At 75.6% G+C, this 18,796-nt stretch carries 15 protein-coding genes, 1 tRNA gene and 1 pseudogene; 9 read left to right on the forward strand and 8 right to left on the reverse strand.

All coding sequences use genetic code 11. The features are described 5' to 3' along the window. Positions 1 to 64: 64 nt before the first annotated feature. The 3 genes from CLT75_RS13830 to CLT75_RS13840 all read right to left on the reverse strand — a co-directional run bounded on the left by CLT75_RS13830 (position 65) and on the right by CLT75_RS13840 (position 1,755). Entirely contained in the window at positions 65 to 1,072 is a 1,008-nt protein-coding gene (locus tag CLT75_RS13830) for a tyrosine-type recombinase/integrase (RefSeq protein ID WP_486485168.1), read from the reverse strand. A gap of 5 nt (positions 1,073 to 1,077) precedes the next feature. Further along, positions 1,078 to 1,530 carry a hypothetical protein gene (locus CLT75_RS33265; RefSeq protein WP_486485169.1) on the reverse strand — a complete coding sequence of 151 codons (453 nt, stop codon included), beginning with the start codon at positions 1,528 to 1,530 and terminating at the stop codon, positions 1,078 to 1,080. 141 nt (positions 1,531 to 1,671) lie between these two features. After that, positions 1,672 to 1,755: transfer RNA gene (locus tag CLT75_RS13840), tRNA-Leu, on the reverse strand. Positions 1,756 to 1,955: 200 nt separating this feature from the next. On the opposite strand from CLT75_RS13840, the pseudogene CLT75_RS33270 reads away from it, so the two are divergent. Beyond that, positions 1,956 to 2,129, forward strand: a pseudogene (locus CLT75_RS33270) (hypothetical protein); the annotation flags it as partial. Positions 2,130 to 4,219: 2,090 nt separating this feature from the next. Here CLT75_RS33270 and CLT75_RS33275 read toward each other — a convergent pair. Further along, positions 4,220 to 4,729 (reverse strand): hypothetical protein, encoded by a 510-nt coding sequence (locus CLT75_RS33275; protein ID WP_486485382.1) that lies wholly within the window; start codon positions 4,727 to 4,729, stop codon positions 4,220 to 4,222. A gap of 91 nt (positions 4,730 to 4,820) precedes the next feature. On the opposite strand from CLT75_RS33275, the gene CLT75_RS13855 reads away from it, so the two are divergent. From CLT75_RS13855 to CLT75_RS13875, 5 genes are all read left to right on the forward strand, one after another. After that, positions 4,821 to 5,951 carry a hypothetical protein gene (locus CLT75_RS13855; protein ID WP_486485346.1) on the forward strand — a complete coding sequence of 377 codons (1,131 nt, stop codon included), beginning with the start codon at positions 4,821 to 4,823 and terminating at the stop codon, positions 5,949 to 5,951. A gap of 197 nt (positions 5,952 to 6,148) precedes the next feature. Further along, the gene (locus CLT75_RS13860; RefSeq protein WP_209310455.1) at positions 6,149 to 8,713 is read left to right on the forward strand and encodes a fibronectin type III domain-containing protein; all 2,565 of its coding nucleotides are present in this window, start codon (positions 6,149 to 6,151) and stop codon (positions 8,711 to 8,713) included. 24 nt (positions 8,714 to 8,737) lie between these two features. Continuing rightward, on the forward strand, positions 8,738 to 9,733 hold the full coding sequence (locus CLT75_RS13865; RefSeq protein ID WP_135241047.1) for an AAA family ATPase: 996 nt from the start codon (positions 8,738 to 8,740) through the stop codon (positions 9,731 to 9,733). 2 nt (positions 9,734 to 9,735) lie between these two features. After that, a complete protein-coding gene (locus CLT75_RS13870; RefSeq protein WP_135241048.1) occupies positions 9,736 to 10,890 on the forward strand; it encodes a DUF58 domain-containing protein in 1,155 nt (384 codons plus the stop codon). Then, positions 10,884 to 13,205, forward strand: coding sequence for a transglutaminase TgpA family protein (locus CLT75_RS13875; RefSeq protein ID WP_135241049.1), 2,322 nt, complete (start codon positions 10,884 to 10,886; stop codon positions 13,203 to 13,205). Before CLT75_RS13870 ends, CLT75_RS13875 begins: the two co-directional genes overlap by 7 nt. A gap of 74 nt (positions 13,206 to 13,279) precedes the next feature. Here the strand turns inward: CLT75_RS13875 and CLT75_RS13880 are convergent, their stop codons facing one another. After that, the gene (locus CLT75_RS13880; RefSeq protein WP_135241050.1) at positions 13,280 to 14,080 is read right to left on the reverse strand and encodes an SDR family oxidoreductase; all 801 of its coding nucleotides are present in this window, start codon (positions 14,078 to 14,080) and stop codon (positions 13,280 to 13,282) included. A 1-nt stretch (position 14,081) separates the two neighbouring features. Beyond that, positions 14,082 to 15,056 (reverse strand): LLM class F420-dependent oxidoreductase, encoded by a 975-nt coding sequence (locus CLT75_RS13885; protein WP_135244008.1) that lies wholly within the window; start codon positions 15,054 to 15,056, stop codon positions 14,082 to 14,084. Positions 15,057 to 15,200: 144 nt separating this feature from the next. Between CLT75_RS13885 and CLT75_RS13890 the strand changes: the two genes are divergently transcribed. Together CLT75_RS13890 and CLT75_RS13895 are read left to right on the forward strand one after the other, a co-directional pair. Beyond that, complete coding sequence (locus tag CLT75_RS13890; RefSeq protein ID WP_486485170.1) at positions 15,201 to 15,494, forward strand: low temperature requirement protein A; 294 nt, start codon at positions 15,201 to 15,203, stop codon at positions 15,492 to 15,494. A gap of 46 nt (positions 15,495 to 15,540) precedes the next feature. Continuing rightward, the gene (locus tag CLT75_RS13895) at positions 15,541 to 16,380 is read left to right on the forward strand and encodes a DUF1028 domain-containing protein (protein WP_135241051.1); all 840 of its coding nucleotides are present in this window, start codon (positions 15,541 to 15,543) and stop codon (positions 16,378 to 16,380) included. A 2-nt stretch (positions 16,381 to 16,382) separates the two neighbouring features. Here the strand turns inward: CLT75_RS13895 and CLT75_RS13900 are convergent, their stop codons facing one another. Next, on the reverse strand, positions 16,383 to 17,054 hold the full coding sequence (locus CLT75_RS13900) for a maleylpyruvate isomerase N-terminal domain-containing protein (protein WP_135241052.1): 672 nt from the start codon (positions 17,052 to 17,054) through the stop codon (positions 16,383 to 16,385). A 5-nt stretch (positions 17,055 to 17,059) separates the two neighbouring features. Continuing rightward, the gene (locus tag CLT75_RS13905; protein WP_135241053.1) at positions 17,060 to 17,941 is read right to left on the reverse strand and encodes a phosphatase PAP2 family protein; all 882 of its coding nucleotides are present in this window, start codon (positions 17,939 to 17,941) and stop codon (positions 17,060 to 17,062) included. A gap of 93 nt (positions 17,942 to 18,034) precedes the next feature. Here CLT75_RS13905 and CLT75_RS13910 point away from each other — a divergent pair, with 93 nt between their 5' ends. After that, positions 18,035 to 18,724 carry a DUF3159 domain-containing protein gene (locus tag CLT75_RS13910; RefSeq protein WP_135241054.1) on the forward strand — a complete coding sequence of 230 codons (690 nt, stop codon included), beginning with the start codon at positions 18,035 to 18,037 and terminating at the stop codon, positions 18,722 to 18,724. Positions 18,725 to 18,796: the final 72 nt, after the last annotated feature.

Here is an 18,796-nt window from a genome sequence, read left to right on the forward strand (position 1 = left end):
GGCCCACTCCAATCGTTTGGGGCGGACCCAGTCCGCCTAGGACAGGGCCCGCCCCAACACCCCACTACGCCAGCGGATGTGGCTCACCGGTAAGTGCCGCCAGCGCGGCAGCAACCTCGTGGATAGTTGCGCGTACGTAGGTGGCGGTGGTTCCGGCATCTCCCCCACTGGCGGAGTGACCGGCATAGGCCCGGGCGATGGCGTAGCCGAAGTTGCGCTCCACCCAGGTCAACGTGGTATGCCGTAGCCAGTGCGTGCTGATCTGCTGCGCGTGCACCCACGGCAGGTGCTCACCGATGCGCACCCACAGGTGGTCGTACCGCCGGTAGGTGATCGGCTGGCCGCTGCGGTACCGGAACAACGGTCCCATCTCGGTGGCGTGCCGCTGCTCGGCGTGCCGCTGCAGGTACCGCATGAGTGTGGGCGACACCGGCTGCCACCGCACCGTCTCACCCTTCTCCCGCAGCAGGATCAGGCACTGGTCCGGGTCCAGGTCGACCGGCCGCAAAGCTAGGGCCCCACCCCGGCGGCACGCCGTCTCGGTGTGCAACCGCAGAAGCAGACTGTCTAACGCCGGGTCGTCACCCGTGGACGCCGCTACCTCGTTGATCTCCGCCAACCGGGTGTCCGCCAATGCCCGCCGGGTGCTCGGCAGCCGCCGTGGCTTCGCCACCTTCAACGCCGGGTTCTCGGCCTCGGACAGGAGCCCGTCGGCGACCGCCCGCCGGTACAGGCATCGCAGCGCCGCGATCAGATGCTCCGCCGCGCTGCGCCCGCCCCGCGCGTTGCGGCGGGCCACCACATGCGTCTTGACGTACTCCGCAAGCCGCTCGATCTCCGATGGTGTCGGCTCATCGATACGCCGCTGGCCCCACTGCTCCACCACGCGCTTCCAGTACGACCCGTACGCCCGCCGCGTCCCAGCACTCACCGCAGCGGCAACCACCGGCACATACTCCGCGAACGTCGGAGCCGGCGGACGATCGGACGTCGCCGCCACCAGATCCGCTGGAGAGATGCCCATCCGCGATAGCAACAACCGAGCGGCCTCCAGTTCGGCCTTGCCCGCCACGCTGCTCACGACTCACCGCCCGCGAACGCCTCGGCGTGCACTCGGGCGACCACCGCGTCCAGCGAGGCCGGCGGGTGAAGCACGAGGCGTCCGGCCTTCGGATCGGCCGCCAGCAGCACCCGATCGCCGACTGTCAGCCCGCACCACTGGCGGACCACCGCGGGCAACCGCACGTGGCCCTCTTTCGTCACCTGGAACACGCCGCGCGGGTCAGGGTCGACGATGATCAGGCCGCTGCTTTCCCTGATGCCCAGCCTGAGGCCGGGAGCCCAGCCGAGAGCGATCATCACCGGCCGATCAGCGACGCGGCCGTGCACATCAAGAGTCGCCAGCCCATACACCGTGCTGCTGTCACGAGTAGGAGCCAGTCGCGCCAGCGGCAGAGGTGGTCGCTTCATCGCGGTACGCGAGTCGCCGCGGATCTTGAGCCCGCCTGATGGAACCACCGCCGGGATCACCGAATCGATTGGCCGGTCTGTCATGACCCACCTCGCCGAACGACGAGGCTGGCACCAACGGCGGTAACAGAGAGTGAAATCAGGTGGTCAAGCATGCTTGACCACCTGAACGTCCAACGTCGCACGGTTGCTACGCGGGAGTGTCCGAGGGGGGACTTGAACCCCCACGCCCTATACGGGCACTAGCACCTCAAGCTAGCGCGTCTGCCATTCCGCCACCCGGACCTGCACATACCAGCCTACCCGGTCGACCAATGTGAGCTACTCAGCGCATCGGTCGGCCTGGCGGGCCGCACGGGGCATTACTGTACACGGCCCGGAACGATCATGCACATCAGCTCCAGCGCGGCACGTTTGCGCAGGTCAGCGGCCACAACGATCGGGTGGGTAGCGCGCAACAGGCGATTCCGGGCAGCATTGCTCACGTGTCCCACCCCTCCCCGTTGATCGCCACTCAACACCAGGCCCTCGCACTGCGCGCCGCGGGTGACCTGACAAGCGCCCGCCGCCTGCTCGCCGACGCGATCATCGCGGCCCGCCCGGCGTACGGCGAGGACCACCAGGACGTCCTGGCCACCGGTCACCTGCTGGCCCGGCTGCACCGCGAGGCCGACGACCCGGCCTCCGCCCGGCGCGTACTCGAAGAGGCCTACGCGGCCGGCGAGCGCCGCCGCGGCGAGGCCGACCCGCTGATGCTCGCGCTCAGCTTCGACCTCGCCGGGGTGTCCGAGGAGTTGGGCAACCGGCACGAGGCCCGCCGCAACTACAGCCGCGTGGCGACCGCCGGGTCCGCCGTGCTCGGTCCGGACCACCCCGCGGTACGCGCAGCCCGCCAGTACCTCGGCGGCTCCGCCGCCGCTCCCGCGGGCTATGGCTCCTCCCCCGGCGGCTCCGCCGCCGCTGCCGCACCGCACCCCGCTCCGCCCCCGCCCGGGTACCTGACTGCGGGCCGACCCGGGCACCCCCAGCCGTCAGTGCCCGGACATGTCGATCCGGCACTGCCGGGGAGCCCCGGCCCGGTCCGGCCCGGCCAACCTGGTCCCGCCTCCTCCGGGTACCCCGGGCACGGAGTGTCCGAGCCCACGGTCTCGCTGCGCCCTGTCCCACCGCCGCACCCGCACGCTCCGGCACCGCCCCGGCCCGTCGCCCCGGGTGCGCCCGCCGCGAGTCCGCCGGTACCCGGCTCGCAGTGGGCTCCCCGCCCGGGCCCGGCACCGCATGCGTCCCACGCCGGGCAGCCACCTCAGTCCGCGCCGATCATTCCTCCGCCCCCGGTGGCGCCTGCCCCGCCGCACCAGCCTCCCGGCGCCGGGCCGAGCGGACCCGCGAGTCCGTGGGCGCCGCCCTCGCCGGCTGCCTCAGAGGCGACGACCCGGTTCGCGCCGATCACGGAGGAGGCCACCTCCCGGTTCCCGGTAGTGCCCGTCGAACCCACCGCACCAGCGACACCGCCGTCTGCCGGGGCCGCCCCGCAGACTCCCGGCGTCCGCCCGGTGCCCCCGGCCCACGGTGTCACCCCGGTACCGCCGGCTCAGGGCGTGACCGCGGTTCCACCGGCTCCAGGTGCCACCCCGCTTCCGCCGGGAACCTACGGTCGCCCGGCCGTCGTTCCCGGCGTGACGCCGGTACCGCCCCGCGCCCCGGCTGGCGCACCCCCGCACCCGGCGGCCTCCGGCATGTCCGCGCCCTCGCCGACCTCCGGAGCCCCGGCGGCAACGCCGGGAACACCGCGAACGCCGGGAACGCCGGGAACGCCGGGAACGCCGACGACGGCACCCACGGCCGGCGCGCCGGTGCCCGCGAGGCCGGCGGTGCCTCCGATGCCGGGCCCGGCGTCCTCGGCCGCCGCAGCGCATGTCGCGCCCGTCTCAGTGCCGTCCGCCCCCGCACGTCCGGTCCCGCCACCACCGAGCGCGGCCGGCGCGCCTCCGGTCCCACCTCCGCCGGTACCGGGCACCGCTGGGAGACAGCTACCGTCCCCGCAGACGCTCGGCACTGCCGGCGCCCCGCCGCAGACACCCGGCACCGTTGGCGCCCCGCCGCAGACGTCCGGCACTGTCGGCGTCTCGCCGCAGACGCCGGGCAAGGCGGTTACGCCGCCCTCACAGATGCCCGGGACAGTCGGCGCGTCTCCGCTACCGCCTCCGCCGGTCATCCCGCCCCCGCCCGCAACGCCGGTCGTCGAGACGCCGCCCTCCACCGGAGGCACCCCGCCGGCGTCACGGACGCCATCGGCGGGAGTCCTGCCACCACCGCCGCCTCCGACCGTCCTCCCGCCGGCGCCGCGCGTGCCGTCGATGGAGCGCGGTGTCCTGCCACCGCCGCCGGCCGTTCCGGTCGTCCCGCCGGTCCCCGCGCCGGGGTCGACCCCGTCCGCCCCGCCACCGGGCACCACTGCGGGCTCGACGGCGCCTCCGGCGCCGGCTTCCCGGCCGGTGGCGGAATCCGCGGCGGCCACTGCCACCCCAGCGGCACCCCCCGGGGCCCCCGTGGCGCCCCGACCGGCGCAGGCCTCACGGGCAACACCGACGACCGAGGCCGTCCCCGCTCCCCCACCCCTCGATACGAACCGGGCGGCCGATACGGACCGCGCGGCTGGTACGGACCCGGCCGATACCGAAACGGGCGGGCCCAGCGCCACTACTGTGCCGCCCGTCCCCGGTGGACCGGGCTGGGACAAGCCGACGATTCAGGTGCAGCAGATCGGCCCGCTGCTGGAGGAGGAGGCGGAACGCAACGCCGCAAAGGCAGCGCGCGACGCATCGGCAGAGGCCGCAGCGACCACCTCCACCGGCGAGCCCTCGGTCAGTGCACCACCGGCCAGCGAATCCCCTGCTGACACGCCCTCGGCCGGCTCATCCGGAATGATCGCGCCGCTCGCAGCGAGCGCACCGCCGGTGAGCACGTCCCCGGTCAGCGGACCGCCGGTGAGCACGTCGGGTACGAGTGGAGGCGGCTCGGGTGGTGCACCGGTCACCGACGCCGCCGCGAGCGTGAAGCATCCGGGCGCCCCCTCCGCAGGCGCGTCGGGCCCCCTCGGCACGCCCGACGCCGGTGCGCCTCCGGCAGGCGGAGCACCGCTGCCCGCCGCACCCCACATCAGCGCGCCGCCCACCAGCGCCACGCCCGTCAACCCAGCACCCATCAGCGCACCGCCCGTCGGCTCACCCTCGACGTCGCCGGTCAGCGCGCCGCCCACGCACCCGGTCAGCGGCCCTCCCGGACAGCCGGTGAGCGGACCGGCCGGTTACCCGGTCAGCGGGGTTCCGGCGAGCGGCTACCCGCCACCAGTGAGCGGCCCGCCCCCCGCGCCGGTCAGCGCCGCACCGGTCAGCGCCGCACCGGTCAGCGCCGCACCGGTCAGCGCCGCACCAGCAGTGGGCTACCCGCCACCGGCTGGCGGACCCGCACCCACCTATCCGCCGCCGATCAGCGCACCACCCGCACCCGGCTACCCGTCGCTGACCGGTGCACCACCTGCACCACCCGTCAGCGCGCCGCCCGGCCCGCCGATCAGCGGGCCACCCGCACCCGGCTACCCGCCGCCGATCAGCGCGCCGCCCGCCGGGCACCCACCGGTGAGCGCGCCCCCCGGCACCTATCCGCCGCCCGTCAGCGGACCACCCGCGGCACCGGTCAGCGCGGCACCCGTCAGCGGTTCCTCCGTACCGCCGTGGGGCATGGTCGCGCCGCCATGGAGCAGCGCCGCCCCGTCCCAGCCGGTCGACCGGCCCACCCGGCCCGAGCCGGACGAGGACGAGCCGGCACCCGTCGACGCGGCAGGCGAACCGGAGCAGGACGCGCCGGAGCCGAACCGGCAGATGACGATCTACGAGGACCTGCTGGACTTCCCCGAGTCCACGCGACCGGAGCCGCCGGCCCAGCCGGAGCAGAGCGCCTGGCCGGCGACCCCGCCGATGTTCCACCAGCCGCCGCCGGTCCAGCCGCGGGACGCGTACCCGATGGAGCCGGAGCGGCCGGGCCGCAACCGGACGGTGCTGGCCCTTGTGGTCGGGGGTGCGGTGCTCGCGGTGGTGGCGGCGGTCGGCGTCGGCGTGGTGTTGCTGAACCGGGAGGCGGCGCCGCCGCCTGCCCCGGTGCCCGCGTCCGGCGCCGCGTCGCCGAAGGTGGCCGGGCCGCCGCCGGGGGACCTGAAGCTGCGCGACGACACCACCACCGTGACGGTGACCTGGACCGACCCGACGAACGGCGGGGTGCCGTTCGTGGTGGCGGGTGGCCGGGCCGGGCAGAAGCTCGGGGTGATGGCTACTGTGGACGCCGGGCAGACCCGGTACACGGTGAACGGGCTGAGCGCGAAGCTGGACTACTGCTTCACGGTGCTGGCTGTCTATTCGACCGACTCGTACGCCACCTCGGGTCAGGTCTGCACGGACCGGGAGGGCGGCGGCACGCCGAACTGAGACGACACGCTCGGTGTCCACAGGAGGACGGTGCGGGTTTCACCGGCTCCGCACGGCACCTATGATGGCTCCCGGCTCTGGGGAGGGTCCGCCGTGCTCGGCGGTTCTCCCGCACCGACACGGGGAGGCAGCCGGCAGTGACCACCATCGAGGACGTCACGGGCACCGGGCCGGAGCCGGCCCGTCCACGGTCGCGGATGCGCGGCGGGCTGGTGACCATCGGCACGGTGGCCGCGCTGCTGGCCGCGATGGGCCTGACGGTGCTCGGGCTGGGCGCGGCCGACAACGCGGTGGCGAGCTTCGACGCGTCCTCCTGGTTGTGGAGCACCACCCGCAGCGAGCTGGCCCGGGTCAACGGCGTCACCGCGCGGATCGACACCCGGATGGAGGTGCCGGGTGGGCGGCGGCACCAGATGCAGGTGGCCCAGACCGACCGGCTGCTGATCCTGCGCGACCTCAACACCGGGCAGGTCAGCTCGCTGGACCTGGCGACGTTGCAGATCACCGCCACGACGCCGACCGCGCCGGGGTTCGGGGTGAGCGTGGCGCTGCACGAGGACGCGGCGTTCGTGGTGGACGCGGTGCAGGGCATCGTCCGGCAGCTCGACCCGCGGGCGCTGACGCCGGTGGGCGAGCCGGTGCGCTACCCGCCGGGCATCACCGGCGGCACGTTCGACGGCGCCGGCAAACTGTGGGTCGCGGTGCCGAGCGAGGGCACCGTCTCGGCGGTGACCGCCGCCGAGCTGCCGGAGACGCCGGGTGACGCGCCGCCCGCGGGGCTCAGCCCGAAGCGGGTCGAGACGTACGACGTGGCTGAGCCGGCGCACGAGCTGGTGGTGTCCACGCTGGACGAGGGTGTCGCGGTGCTGGACCGCACCTCGGCGTCGCTGGTCACAGTGGTCGGCGGGCAGACGCAGCGGGCGGAGCTGAGCATGAGCGCGCCGGGGAATCTGCCGACGCGTACCAGCGGGCCGCAGGTGCCGGTCACGGTCCCCGGTGACAGGTCGGTGCACGTGGTGCGGGACAGCCGCGAGGTGAAGCGGTTCACGGTGCCCGGCACCGGCGCCCGGCTCAGCCCGGCGGTGGCATGGGCGGGCCGGTTCTACTGCGCCGACGAGACCACCGGCACGGTGTACGCCTTCGACGGCGAGGGTCAGCTCGTGCAGACCGTCAAGGGCTCCGGCCGGCCCGGCCCGGTCGAGCTGGAGGTGCGCGAGAACCACCTGTTCATCAACCCGCCGAACTCGTCCACCGCGCAGGTGGTCGACGACCGTAACCAGGTGCGTGAGGTCGACAAGTACGCCAACGACGTGCTGGGCGGCGACCCGCCGCCGGTGGCTCCGCCGCCGCCCCCGCCGAAGAAGCCGAAGGTGTCCAAGCCGGGTGCACCGAAGTCGGTCACCGCCGCCGCGGGTGACGCGTCGGCGCGGGTGAGCTGGCAGGCCGCCGCGTCCAACGGCGCCGAGATCACCCGGTACGTGGTGGAGGGCGCCGGTCAGACCCACCAGGTCGGCGCGAACCAGCGTGCGCTGGAGATCACGGGTCTGACCAACGGTGAGACGTACACGTTCTCGGTGCACGCGGTGAACGCCAAGGGTGAGGGTCCGGCGCGGCGCAGCAACCCGGTGGTGCCGACGGCCGAGGTGCCGGACCCGCCGGCGTCGGTGACCGCCGAGGCACGGCCGGACGGCACGGTGCAGGTGAGCTGGCCCGAGGCCGACGGCCAGGGCAACAAGATCGCGAAGTACGCGGTGACGGCGACCTCGGCCGGCGCGAGCGCCCCGGCCGGCGAGTCGGCGAAGACGGAGCTGGTGGTGCCGGCCGGGCAACTGGAGTACGGCACCCAGTACGCGTTCACGGTGACCGCGGTGAGCGAGAAGGGCGCGGGGTCGAAGGCGTCGCCGGTGAGCAACACGGTGGTGCCGTTCACCACGCCGAAGGCGCCGACGGAGCTGCGGGCGTCCACAGTCGCCGACCAGCCGGGCACGATCGCGGTGCAGTGGTCCCCGGCGGTGGACAACGGCCGCCCGGTGACGAAGTACCTGGTGGAGGCGGCCGGGAAGTCGGTCGAGGTGACCGACGTGCAGGCCACTGTGGGTGGCCTGGGCAACGGGCAGAACGTGACGGTGAAGGTCAGGGCGGTGAACGAGGCCGGGTCGGGACCGGAGGCGAGCACCACCGCGCGGACGGTGGCCGAGCCCCGGATCACGGTGACCGGCTCATCGGCGGACGCCACGTCGGTGACTGTGACGTTCACTGTGGACGCGGGCGGCGGCCGCGCCTCCTGCACGGCGGCGACCGGCGGGAAGACGGCGAGCGGAAGCTGTTCCAGCCTGCGGGTGACCGGGCTGACGCCGGGTACCGCGTATACGGTGACGCTGACCGCGAGCAACGCCGCCGGTAAGGGCACCGCTTCCCGCGCGCAGACCACCGACCCGGTGTTCGGCGTCGCCACCTGCAAGAACGGTCCGGACGGCGACCAGCGGACGTACTGCGACAAGGACGTGCCGGGCCGCAACGGCAACGAGATCTTCGAGGTGCCGAGGCAGGACAACGACCGGCAGGCCGGCTGGGTGCCGGACGGCCACCGGCTGCGCACGTACTGCAAGGTGAAGGGCGAGGACGTGGACGCCTGGATCTACAACAACAACAAGCAGAGCACCTGGTGGGTCCAGGTGGAGTACAAGGGCAAGACGTACATCCCGTGGGCCTGGCTCAACCTGGAGGGCGGCGACGACCTCGGCGTCCTGCCCACCTGCTGACCGCACCGTCCGAGAGGCGCATCCGTGAACACGCACGAACCGCTGAGCCAGCCGGAGGTGCAGGGCTTCGCCGCCCTGGCCGCCCGGCTGGCCGACAACGTCAACGCGGTCGTGCTGGGTAAGCCGCAGGTGGTGCGGCTGGCGCTGACCGCGCTGTTCGCGCAGGGGCACGTGCTGCTGGAGGACGTACCAGGCGTCGGCAAGACCACGCTGGCGCGGGCGATCGCGGCGACCGTGAAGGGGCAGTGGCGGCGCATCCAGTTCACGCCGGACCTGCTGCCCTCCGACGTGTCAGGGGTGACCATCTTCAACCAGGCGAGCCGGGGCTTCGAGTTCCACCCGGGGCCGGTGTTCGCCAACATCGTGATCGCCGACGAGATCAACCGGGCGTCGCCGAAGACCCAGTCGGCGCTGCTGGAGGTGATGGAGGAGCGGACGGTCACGGTGGACGGTGTACGGCACCCGGTGCCGCAACCGTTCCTGGTGGTGGCCACGCAGAACCCGGTGGAGATGGACGGCACGTACCGGCTGCCCGAGGCGCAGCTCGACCGGTTCCTGGTGAAGCTGTCGGTCGGCTACCCGGACGAGGCGGTCGAGGTGGAGGTGCTGCGCGGCGCCACGGTCCGCTCCCCCGACTCGCTGACCGCCGTCACCGACACCGCGACCGTGGGCGAGATGGTGAAGATGGCCCGGCGGGTGCACATCGCCGAGCCGCTCTACGCGTACGCGGTGCGGCTGGCCGCGGCGACGCGTACCCATCCGCAGGTGCGGGTCGGGGTGAGCCCGCGCGGGGTGATCGCGCTGACCCGGGCGGCGTGCGCGTACGCGCTGATCGACGGCCGGGGCTGGATCATGCCGGAGGACCTGAAGGCGCTCGTCGAGCCGGTGTTCGCGCACCGGATGCTGCTCACCCCGGACGCGCAGGTGCGTGGTGTCACGCCCGCCGAGGTGCTGCGTCAGGCGGTCGCGTCGGTGCCGGTGCCGCTGCCGTCGGGCCAGGCCACAGCGGTGCACGGCTGAGCGTGGGGATCACCGCCCGTGGCATCGGGCTGCTCGTCGCCGCCCTGGTGCTGCTCGGCGTGGGGTTCCGCTACGCGTACCCGGAACTGACGGTGCTCGGCGCGGCGGCCGGCGTGGCGGTCGGCTACGCCGTGGTGAACGCGGCCTGGCGGCCCCGGCTGAGCGTTCAGCGGCGGGCCGATCCGGATCGGGTGGCCCGGGGTGAGCCGGCGGCGATGGAGCTGACGGTGCGCAACACCGGCCGGCTGCGGGCGGCGAACCTGGTGGCCGAGGACCGCTGCGCGGGCGCGTTGGTGCCGGTGCCGCTGCTGCGGTTGCGTCCGGGCCGGGACACTGTGGTGCGGTACGACGTGCCGACGCATCGCCGTGGGGTGGTGCCGGTGGGGCCGCTGCGGGTGGTGCGCCGGGATCCGCTGGGCCTGGTGGCGCTGGCGCGCGGCTACGGCGGCACGGTGCCGGTGTGGGTGCACCCGCGCATCCACCCGCTCTCCGCGGTGCCCACCGGCGCCGGGCGCAGCCTGGACGGGCGCACCGACAGCGTGCCGCACGGGTCGATCACGTTCGACTCGTTGCGGGAGTACGTGGTGGGTGACGAGTTGCGCCGCGTGCACTGGCGTACCAGCGCCCGGGTGGGTGAGCTGATGGTGCGGGAGAACGTGGACACCAGCCTGCCGCGCCTGGTGGTGGTGCTGGACAACCGTGCGTCCGCGCACCCGGACCGGGCGGGCGGTGTCGCGGAGTCGTTCGAGTCGGCGTGCGAGGCGGCGGCGTCGGTGGTGGCCGCCGCGGTGCGGGAGGACCTGCCGGTGCACCTGCTGCTCGTCGTACCGGCCGAGGTGGAGCCCGCCGGCGCGGCCGGGCCGCTGGACCGGCTCGCCGCGGTGGAGCTGGCGGACGCCGGGCCGGACGTGCTGCCCGCCGCGACCGGGCGGCTGCGCCGGGACCGGCTCGGCGACACGCTCGTCTTCCTGACCGGGCCGGGCGGCCGCGACGACCTGGGGCACGTCGGCGCGCTGCGCGGCGCGTACCCGTCGGTGGTGGTGGGGATGTTCGGCGCGGACGGGCCGACGGCGGCCGGCGCGGCGGGCCTCACGGTCCTGGACGCCGCGGACGGCGCGGCGTTCGCCGCCGAGTGGGACGGGGTCCGCCGGTGGTGACGCCACCGCGGAGCGAAACGGCGGCGGAGCGCGCGGCCCGGGCGTTGCGGGCCGCGCCGGTCCCGGCCGCGCTGATCGTGCTGGTCGCGCTCTCCGGCGTGGTGCTGGGCCGGGTGTACGCGGACCCGCTGCTGACCCGGCTCATGGCCGGCGCGGCCGTCGGGTCGGTGCTGGTCAGCGTGGCCGCGCGGCGGCTGCCGTCCTGGCTGGTGGCGCCGCTGTCGGTGGCCGCGCTGACCGGGTGGACGCTGCTGTCGCTGCGGCTGGCCGCCGCGCACGCGGCGCTGCCGGGCGGGCTCGGCGAGGTGGCCGCCGACGCGGCCCGCAACGCGATCCCCCGGCTGCTCACCGCGATGATCCCGGTCGAGCCGGCCCCGGACACGGTGCTGGTGCCGGTGGTCGCGGCGTGGCTGGCCGGGCTGACCGCCGCCGAGGTGGCGCTGCGCGCCGGGCGGGTGCTGCTGGGCTACCTGCCGCCGGCGCTGCTCTACGCCGGCGCGCTCTACGTGGTCGGGCCGAACGCGGATCCGGCGATCGGCCCGACGGTGCTGTTCGCGGCCGTCGCGGCGGCCGGCCTGGCGACGCCCGGGCGCCGCGACGGCCCCGCAGCCGATCCGGTCGCCGGTCTGACCCCAGCGGTACGCGCGGCGGTACGGCTGCGCCTGGTGGCGGCGAGCGCGGCCGGGCTCGCCGTGGTGGTGGCGCTGGCGGCGCTGCTCGCCCCGGTGGTGGCCGCCCAGGTCGACGAGCGGCCGGTCGACCCGCGCCGCTACGTGGAGCCGCCCCGGGTGGAGTCGCTGGACGAGAACCCGCTGATCCGGATCTCCGGGTGGGCGCTGAACCCGGACCAGCGGCTGCTCGACGTGCGCACCACGGGGGGCGCGGCCGGGGACGGGTCGCCGCGGATCCGGCTGGCGGTGCTCAGCGACTACGACGGGGTGACCTGGCGGGTCGGCGCCACGTACCGCAACGCGGGGCGGATCCTGCCCGCCGCCGAGCCGGCCCCGGACGCGGCCACCGACGAGGTGCGCCAGGAGATCACCGTCGGCGACCTGACCGGGCGGCTGCTGCCGGCGGTGCCCACGCCGCGCGAGGTGACGGGCGCGCGGGTGGCGTACGACCCGGCGACCGGAACGCTGATCCGGCCGGAAGGGCTCGCGCCCGGCCTGCGGTACGAGGTGTCGTCGGTGCGGGAGCGCCCGGATGCGAACCTGCTGCCCACGGCGAACGTGCCCGCCGGTGACGAGGTGGCCCGGGTGCTGCGGGTGGCCGACGGGGCGCCGGAGCCGGTGCGCCGGCTCGCCACCCAGCTCGCCGAGTCGAACGGCGCCCCGTACGCGCGCGCCGACGCGATCGCCACGTTCCTGGCCGAGCACTACCGGGTGACAGCCGACGCGCCCAGCGGGCACGCGTACCCGAACCTGGCGTTCTTCCTGTTCGGACCGCGTAACGGCGGCGGGCAGCGGGGCACGTCGGAGCAGTTCGCCGCCGCGTTCGCGGTGCTCGGCCGCCTCGCCGGGCTGCCCACCCGGGTGGTGGTCGGGTTCGAGCCCAAGGGCGACGGTCCGGTACGGGCCGCCGACGCGTACGCCTGGCCGGAGGTGCTGTTCGACGGTGTCGGCTGGGTGCCGTTCGACCCGATGCCCCGTCCGGATGAGGAGCCCCGCCCGGTGGAGGAGGACTTCCGGCCGCAGCCGGAGGATCCGCCGCCGTCGGAGGTGCCGGCGCCCACCGAGGAGCCGAGCGCCACTCCCCCGGCCGCCGCGCCCGCGCCCGGCCGGGCCGAGGGCGGGCTCGGGACGCCGGTGCTGGTCGGTGGCGGCGTCGGCGGGCTGGCGTTGCTGGTCGGCGCGGTGCTGGCCGCCCTGTACGCGGCGCGCCGCCGGTTGACCCGCTCCCGTCTGGACGCAGCCGACCCGGGCGAGCGGGTCGCGGGCGCGTGGCGGGAGCTGACCGACGCGCTGCGGCTGGCCGGGCACCCGGCCGGGCCGGATCTGGCGGCGGCGGAGGTGGCCGAGCGGGCCCGCCGCACGCTCGCCGAGGCCCGCGCGGCGCGGTCCGGAGAGGGCGCGGCCGGACCGACGGACCGGCCCGGGGACGGCGCGGCGGGCGGCGGCCCGGACGAGGCGGCGGTCGACGAGCTGGCCGCCCTGCTCAACCAGGCGGGCTTCGCGCCGGGCAGTGTCACGCCGGAACAGGCGGAGCGGGCCGCGCGGCTGAGTCAGGGCTTCGGCGACGCGCTGCGCTCGGCCCGCTCGCGGTGGGGCCGGTTGTTGTGGACGGTCCACCCGGGGCCGCTGCGGTGGCGCCGCTGACCGGACCGGCGAGGCGTGGTCCGCTGTCGCGGTGCTGCCGGCCAGTCCCGGGGCAACCGCCGCGACGGCCGGGCTCAGCGGTCGGCGGCGCGCAGCTTGCGGACGAGCTTGCGCAGCCCGGCCTGCCAGCCGTCCGGGTCCTCGGCGCGGCGACGGGCGTAGTCGGCCACCTCCGGGTGCGGCAGGATCAGGAACCGCTCGTCGGCCAGCCCGGCGACGACAGCGTCGGCGACCTGGTCCGGTGTGAGGATCGACCCGGACGCGGCGATCACCCGGGCGCCCAGGTGCCCCTCGGCGAGGCCGTCGGCGAGCATCGGGGTGTCCACGCCCTGCGGGCACAGCGCGCTGACCCGGATACCGGCGTCCCGGTAGGTGATCGCCAGCCACTCGGCGAGACCCACGGCGGCGTGCTTGGTGGCGGTGTACGGGGCGTCGCCGACCGCCGTGAGCACACCCGCCGCCGAGCAGGTGAGCAGCAGGTGCCCCTGGCCCCGGCGGAGCATTCCCGGCAGCGCCGCGCGGGCGCTGTGCAGGTGCCCGAGCACGTTCACCCGCCAGGCCCGGTCCCAGTCCGCGTCGGGCGCGTCGATGCCGCCGCCGGTGGCCACGCCGGCGTTGGCGCAGAACAGGTCGATCCGGCCGTGGCGGCGCTCGGTCTCCTCGACGAGCGCGCGTACCGCCGCCTCGTCCGTGACGTCGAGCCCGACGCCGCTGGCCACCGGGCCGATCGCGTCGGCTGCGGCGCGGGCCGCGTCGGCGGCCAGGTCGGCCAGGACGATCGCGGCGGCGCCCTCGGCGGCGAACCGGCGGCCGAGCGCCGCTCCGATCCCGCCGGCCCCGCCGGTGATCACCACCACCCGGTCGGTCAGGTTCATCTCAGGCCGCCTTTCCGGGGCCGAGCCGGGGCAGCAGGTCCATCCAGGCCGCCGCGCCGCCCTCGGTGATCTCCGGCGTGGGCAGCACCGCGATGACCGGCACGTCGACGCCGTTGTCGGCGTACCGGCGGACGGCCGCCACGCACTGCTCGGGCGAGCCGTGCAGCACCAGCGCGTCGACCACCTCGTCCGGTACGGCGGCGGAGGCGCCCCGCCGGTCCCCCGCGGCCCACGCCTCCCACATCGGGCCGAGCGAGTCCTGGCGGCCCAGCCACCTGTGGAAGGCGGCGTACGCGGGCACCGTCAGGTAGCCGGTGATCATGCGGCGGCCCAGCGCGCGGGCGTACGCGGTGTCCTCGGTGGGGCAGACGAAGATGCGGGCGGCCACGTCGAAGCCGGGCCGGCGCTCGCCCACCTCGGCCAGCGCCGTCGGCACGTCGTCGGCGGCCAGCCAGTTGAGGATCACCCCGTCGGCCTCGGCGGCGGCCAGGCGCAGCATGCCGGGGCGCAGCGCGGCCAGCAGGACCGGCGGCGGCACGCTGGGCGGCCGTTCCAGCGCGAACCGCCGGACGGCGAACGTGTCGAACGCGCCGTCGACGGTCTCGCCGCGCAACGCGGCCCGCAGGAACCGCAGCACGTCCCGGGTCCGCTTGAACGGCTCGTCGAACTCGATCGCGTTCCAGTCCCGCACCAGCACCGGCGACGAGGCGCCGACGCCGAGCGCGAACCGGCCCGGCGCGGCCTCGGCCAGCGCGGCGGCGCTCATCGCGAGCAGTCCCGGCCCTCTGGTGAACACCGGCGTGATCGCGGTGCCCAGCCGCAGCCTCGGCGACCAGGCGGCGGCCAGGGCCAGCGGGGTGAACGCGTCGGCGCCGGCCACCTCCGACGACCACACGTCGGTGAACCCGGCGTCGTCCAGGGCCGCGTAGACGGCGGCGTGGTCGGCGAGCGGGATACCGCCCAGCGGCACTGTCATGCCCCATCTGTTCGTCACCCGTCGATGGTGCCCGTCCGGCACCGCCCGGAGCAAGATCCAGGCAGATATGGGTGATCCGCACCGGGGCGCCGGGAAGGAGTGTTACGACTGCCGCATGAGTCGGACCGGGGACGGGGCCCGGCGGTGAGGACCGCCGAGCCGGCCGCGCTGCGCGAGCTGCCGTGGATGGCCGTGGTCCTCGGCGGGCCGGCCGTGTTCCTGGCCGGCCGGGCCCGCTTCGAGTACGAGGTGTTCGGCCGTATCTCCCCGTCGAGGCTGGTGGGGATCGCCGCGCTGCTGCTGCCCGTACCGCTGCTGGTGCGCCTCGCGCCGCTGGTCGCGGCGATCCTCGCCGCGGTGGTCCTGACGGCGGTGGCGGTGGCCGACGCGCGCCGCGCCTGGGGCCGCCCGCCGGAGGAGGCGGCGACGCCGTTCTGAGCGGCGACGCCGGTGCCGGACACCGCGACCGGGCTACGATCCGCGCGTGACCTTCTCGCTCGTCGCCCGCTCCGCCGACGGGCGCCTGTACGGGGTGGCGGTGGCCAGCCGGTTCCTCGCCGCCGGGGCGCTGGTGCCTGCGGCCGAGGCGCTGGTGGGCGCGGTCGCCACCCAGGCGCACGCCAACCTCGCCTACCGGGCGCAGGCGCTCGCGCTGCTGCGTACCGGCGTCACCGCCGGCGACGCGGTGGCCGGGCTGGTCGCCGCCGATCCCGGCCGCGACGACAGGCAGCTCGCCGTGGTCGGGGCGACCGGCGACGGGGCCACCTGGACCGGGCCGCGCTGCCACCCGTGGGCCGGCGGGCAAGCCGGCGACGGCTGGGCTGCGCAGGGCAACATCCTGACCGGCCCGCAGGTGATCGACGCGCTGCGCGACGCCTGGCTGGCCCGCGACGACCTGCCGTTCCCGCAGCGCATGCTGGCCGCGCTCACCGCCGGTGACGCGGCCGGCGGCGACCGGCGCGGCCGGCAGAGCGCCGCGATACTCGTGGTGCAGCGCCACGGCGGCTACGCCGGCACCGGCGACGAGCTGGTGGACCTGCGCGTGGACGACCACGACGACCCGGTCGCCGAGCTGCGCCGTCTGCTCGGCATCCACCACATGCTGTTCGGCCGCCCCGACCCGGCGACGCTGCGGGACCTCACCGGTCCGCTCGCCGCCGAGGTGGCGGAGCTGCTCGCCGCCACCGGGCACCCGGTCGGCCCGGGCGGCCTGGACGACGCGCTGGCCGCCTGGACCGGTCTGGAGAACCTGGAGGAACGCTTCGTGCCCGGCCGGATCGATCCGATCGTGCTGGAGCACCTGCGGCGGTGCGCCGGGCGCTGAGGTCAGCCGCCGAAGGCCAGCCGGCCGATGCCGGCCCGCGTCAGCTCGGCGCGCTCGTCGCCGGTCAGCGGCAGCCGCCCGGTGGCCTTGCGCAGCACGGTGAGCGCGTCCCAGCCCAGTCCGGGCGGCACCGGCACGCCGCCGGTGAGCACGCCGGCCACCACGTCCGCCGCGGCCGGGGTCAGCCACGGCGACCGGTCCAGCGCGTCGGCCAGGTCCAGGCCGTGCACCGCGACCTCCACCACGCGGGTACGGAGGAACTCCGGCAGCGCCATCGCGTCACCGTGGCGGGTGCGTACCATCCGGCCGGGCGGCGCGGCGGCGACCGCCTCGTCGGTGGCGCGCCAGGCCCGGGCGAACTCGTCGGCCACCTCGGCCGCACCCGGGTGCTCCCGCGCCGCCCGCCGGGCGGAGTCGATGCGGTCCCGGTCGACCGGCGGGCTGAACTTGGCCGCGCCGAAGTAGGCGGCGGCGTCGACCTCGGCGCGGGGCGGCGCGGGTTCGGCGAGCATCAGGGCCAGGCGACCGGCTCCGGTGCTCACGTGCGCGATCAGGTCGCGTACCCGCCAGGGCGGGCACGGGGTGGGCCGGTCCAGCGCCGCGTCGTCCAGGTCGCGCAGCACCCGTTCCAGGCGCTCGCACTCGGCCCGGAACGCCTCCCGTACGGCCCGCACCGGCGTCAGCCCTTCCAGCGGGGCACCAGCCGGTGCACCACGACCAGCACCAGCGCCGCCACCACCGCGATCGTGCCGGCGATGCCGGCCGCGCTGCCCGCGTACCCGATGAACAGCGGACGGCGGCCGAGGCTCTCGACGGGGATGGTGGAGCGGTCCACCAGCCAGGACAGCGCCACCGCGGAGGCCAGCAGGGCCACCACGCCGATGCCGCCGAGCACGGCGCCGGCCACCCGGTGCGCGTCGCCCGGCTCGACCACGGCCTGCTCCCGCTGGAAGAACAGCAGCACCAGTCCGGCGGCGGCGGCCCAGGCGCCGACCACCAGGTACGCGGCGACCGCGTCGCTGGGCCGGTGCCAGCCGGCGGAGAGCGTGGCGACACCGGCGGCGGCGGCGTACCCGGCGCCGAGGAACGCCCCGGCGACCCGCAGCTTGCGCGGCAGCACCAGGATCAGCGCGATCGCCACCGAGGCCGCCACGGCGGTGTGCCCGCTGGGCAGGCTGTTGCCGGCGGCGGCCCGTTCCGGGTCGATGCCGAAGTCGGGCCGGACCAGGTAGTACTTGAGCAACTGCGTGGTCACGTTCGCGCCGGCGATGAGCAGCGTCGCGGTGACGGCGAGCGCCTTGCGCCCCCGGATCAGCGCGATGAAGCCGATCACGGCGGTCGCGGCCAGCAGCGACACCACCGACATGGCGTTGAGGAGTGTGTCCACCGGACCGTCTATGCGGTCCTGGCCGATCCGGTTGCCGGTGAGCGCCACCGTGTCCAGCCACTGGCCCAGTTCGGTGTGCACGGCGAAGCGCCACACCAGCCCGAACGCGGCTGTCTGGATCAGGGCCAGTACGACCAACCAGACCGCCGTCCAACCCCTCGCCGTCTCCCGCACCCGGACAACTTAACGGTAGGCACGCTCCGGCGCGCGGCGGAGCGCCAGCGGCGGCGGCGTACGGTGGGGCGGGCGATTTCGAGGAGGTGGCGCGTGACCGGCACGCCACAGCGGCAACCGGACGGCGGGCCGCGGCCGGAGTCGCTGGCCGACCTGCTCGGCGGCCGGCGCGGGGCGGTGGACGCGACGCTTCCGCCACTGGCGTTCGGGCTCGGCTGGGTGCTCGGCGGTCTCGGCGGCGGCGTGCTCGCGGCGGTGCTGACCGGCACGGCGGTGGCCGGCTGGCGGTGGCGGCGCGGCGATCGTCCCCGCTCGGTGCTGGTCGGTCTGCTCGCGGTCTGCGTGGCAGCGCTCATCGCGTTGCGCACCGGCCGGGCCGCCGACTTCTTCCTGCTCCAGATCGTCGCCAACACGGCGAGCGCGCTGGCCTGGGCGGTGAGCATCGTGGTGCGGTGGCCGCTGCTGGGTGTGGTGGTCGGCACGGCGCTGGGGCAGCGGACCCGGTGGCGGCGCGATCCGGCGCTGCTGCGGGCGTACGGCCGGGCCAGCTGGGTGTGGGCGGCCACCTACGTGCTGCGGGTCGCGGTGTTCGTGCCGCTGTGGCTGTACGGGCACGTGGTCGCGCTGACGGTGGCGCGGGCGGCGCTGACCTGGCCGCTGATCGCGGCCGCGCTGGCGGGTAGCTGGGTGGTGATCCGGCGCTCGCTGCCGGCCGGGCATCCGGGGCTGCGGCACCCGGTGGATCCGGCGGGCACCGACGGTGTGGCGGCGCGCACAGAGTAATGGAGAGGCCGCCACGGGGGGAGCGGCCTCTCCGTCAAATACGTTACTCCGTCCACGGCCCGGATGTGATCC

The organism is Micromonospora sp. CNZ285, assembly GCF_004637285.1.

Bases quoted from the DNA above. Each gene is read 5' to 3' on its own strand.
- CLT75_RS13860 (WP_209310455.1), top strand. From the start codon at position 6,149: ATGCGCGGCGGGCTGGTGACCATCGGCACGGTGGCCGCGCTGCTGGCC.
- CLT75_RS13880 (WP_135241050.1), bottom strand. From the start codon at position 14,080: ATGAACCTGACCGACCGGGTGGTGGTGATCACCGGCGGGGCCGGCGGG.
- CLT75_RS13885 (WP_135244008.1), bottom strand. From the start codon at position 15,056: ATGACAGTGCCGCTGGGCGGTATCCCGCTCGCCGACCACGCCGCCGTC.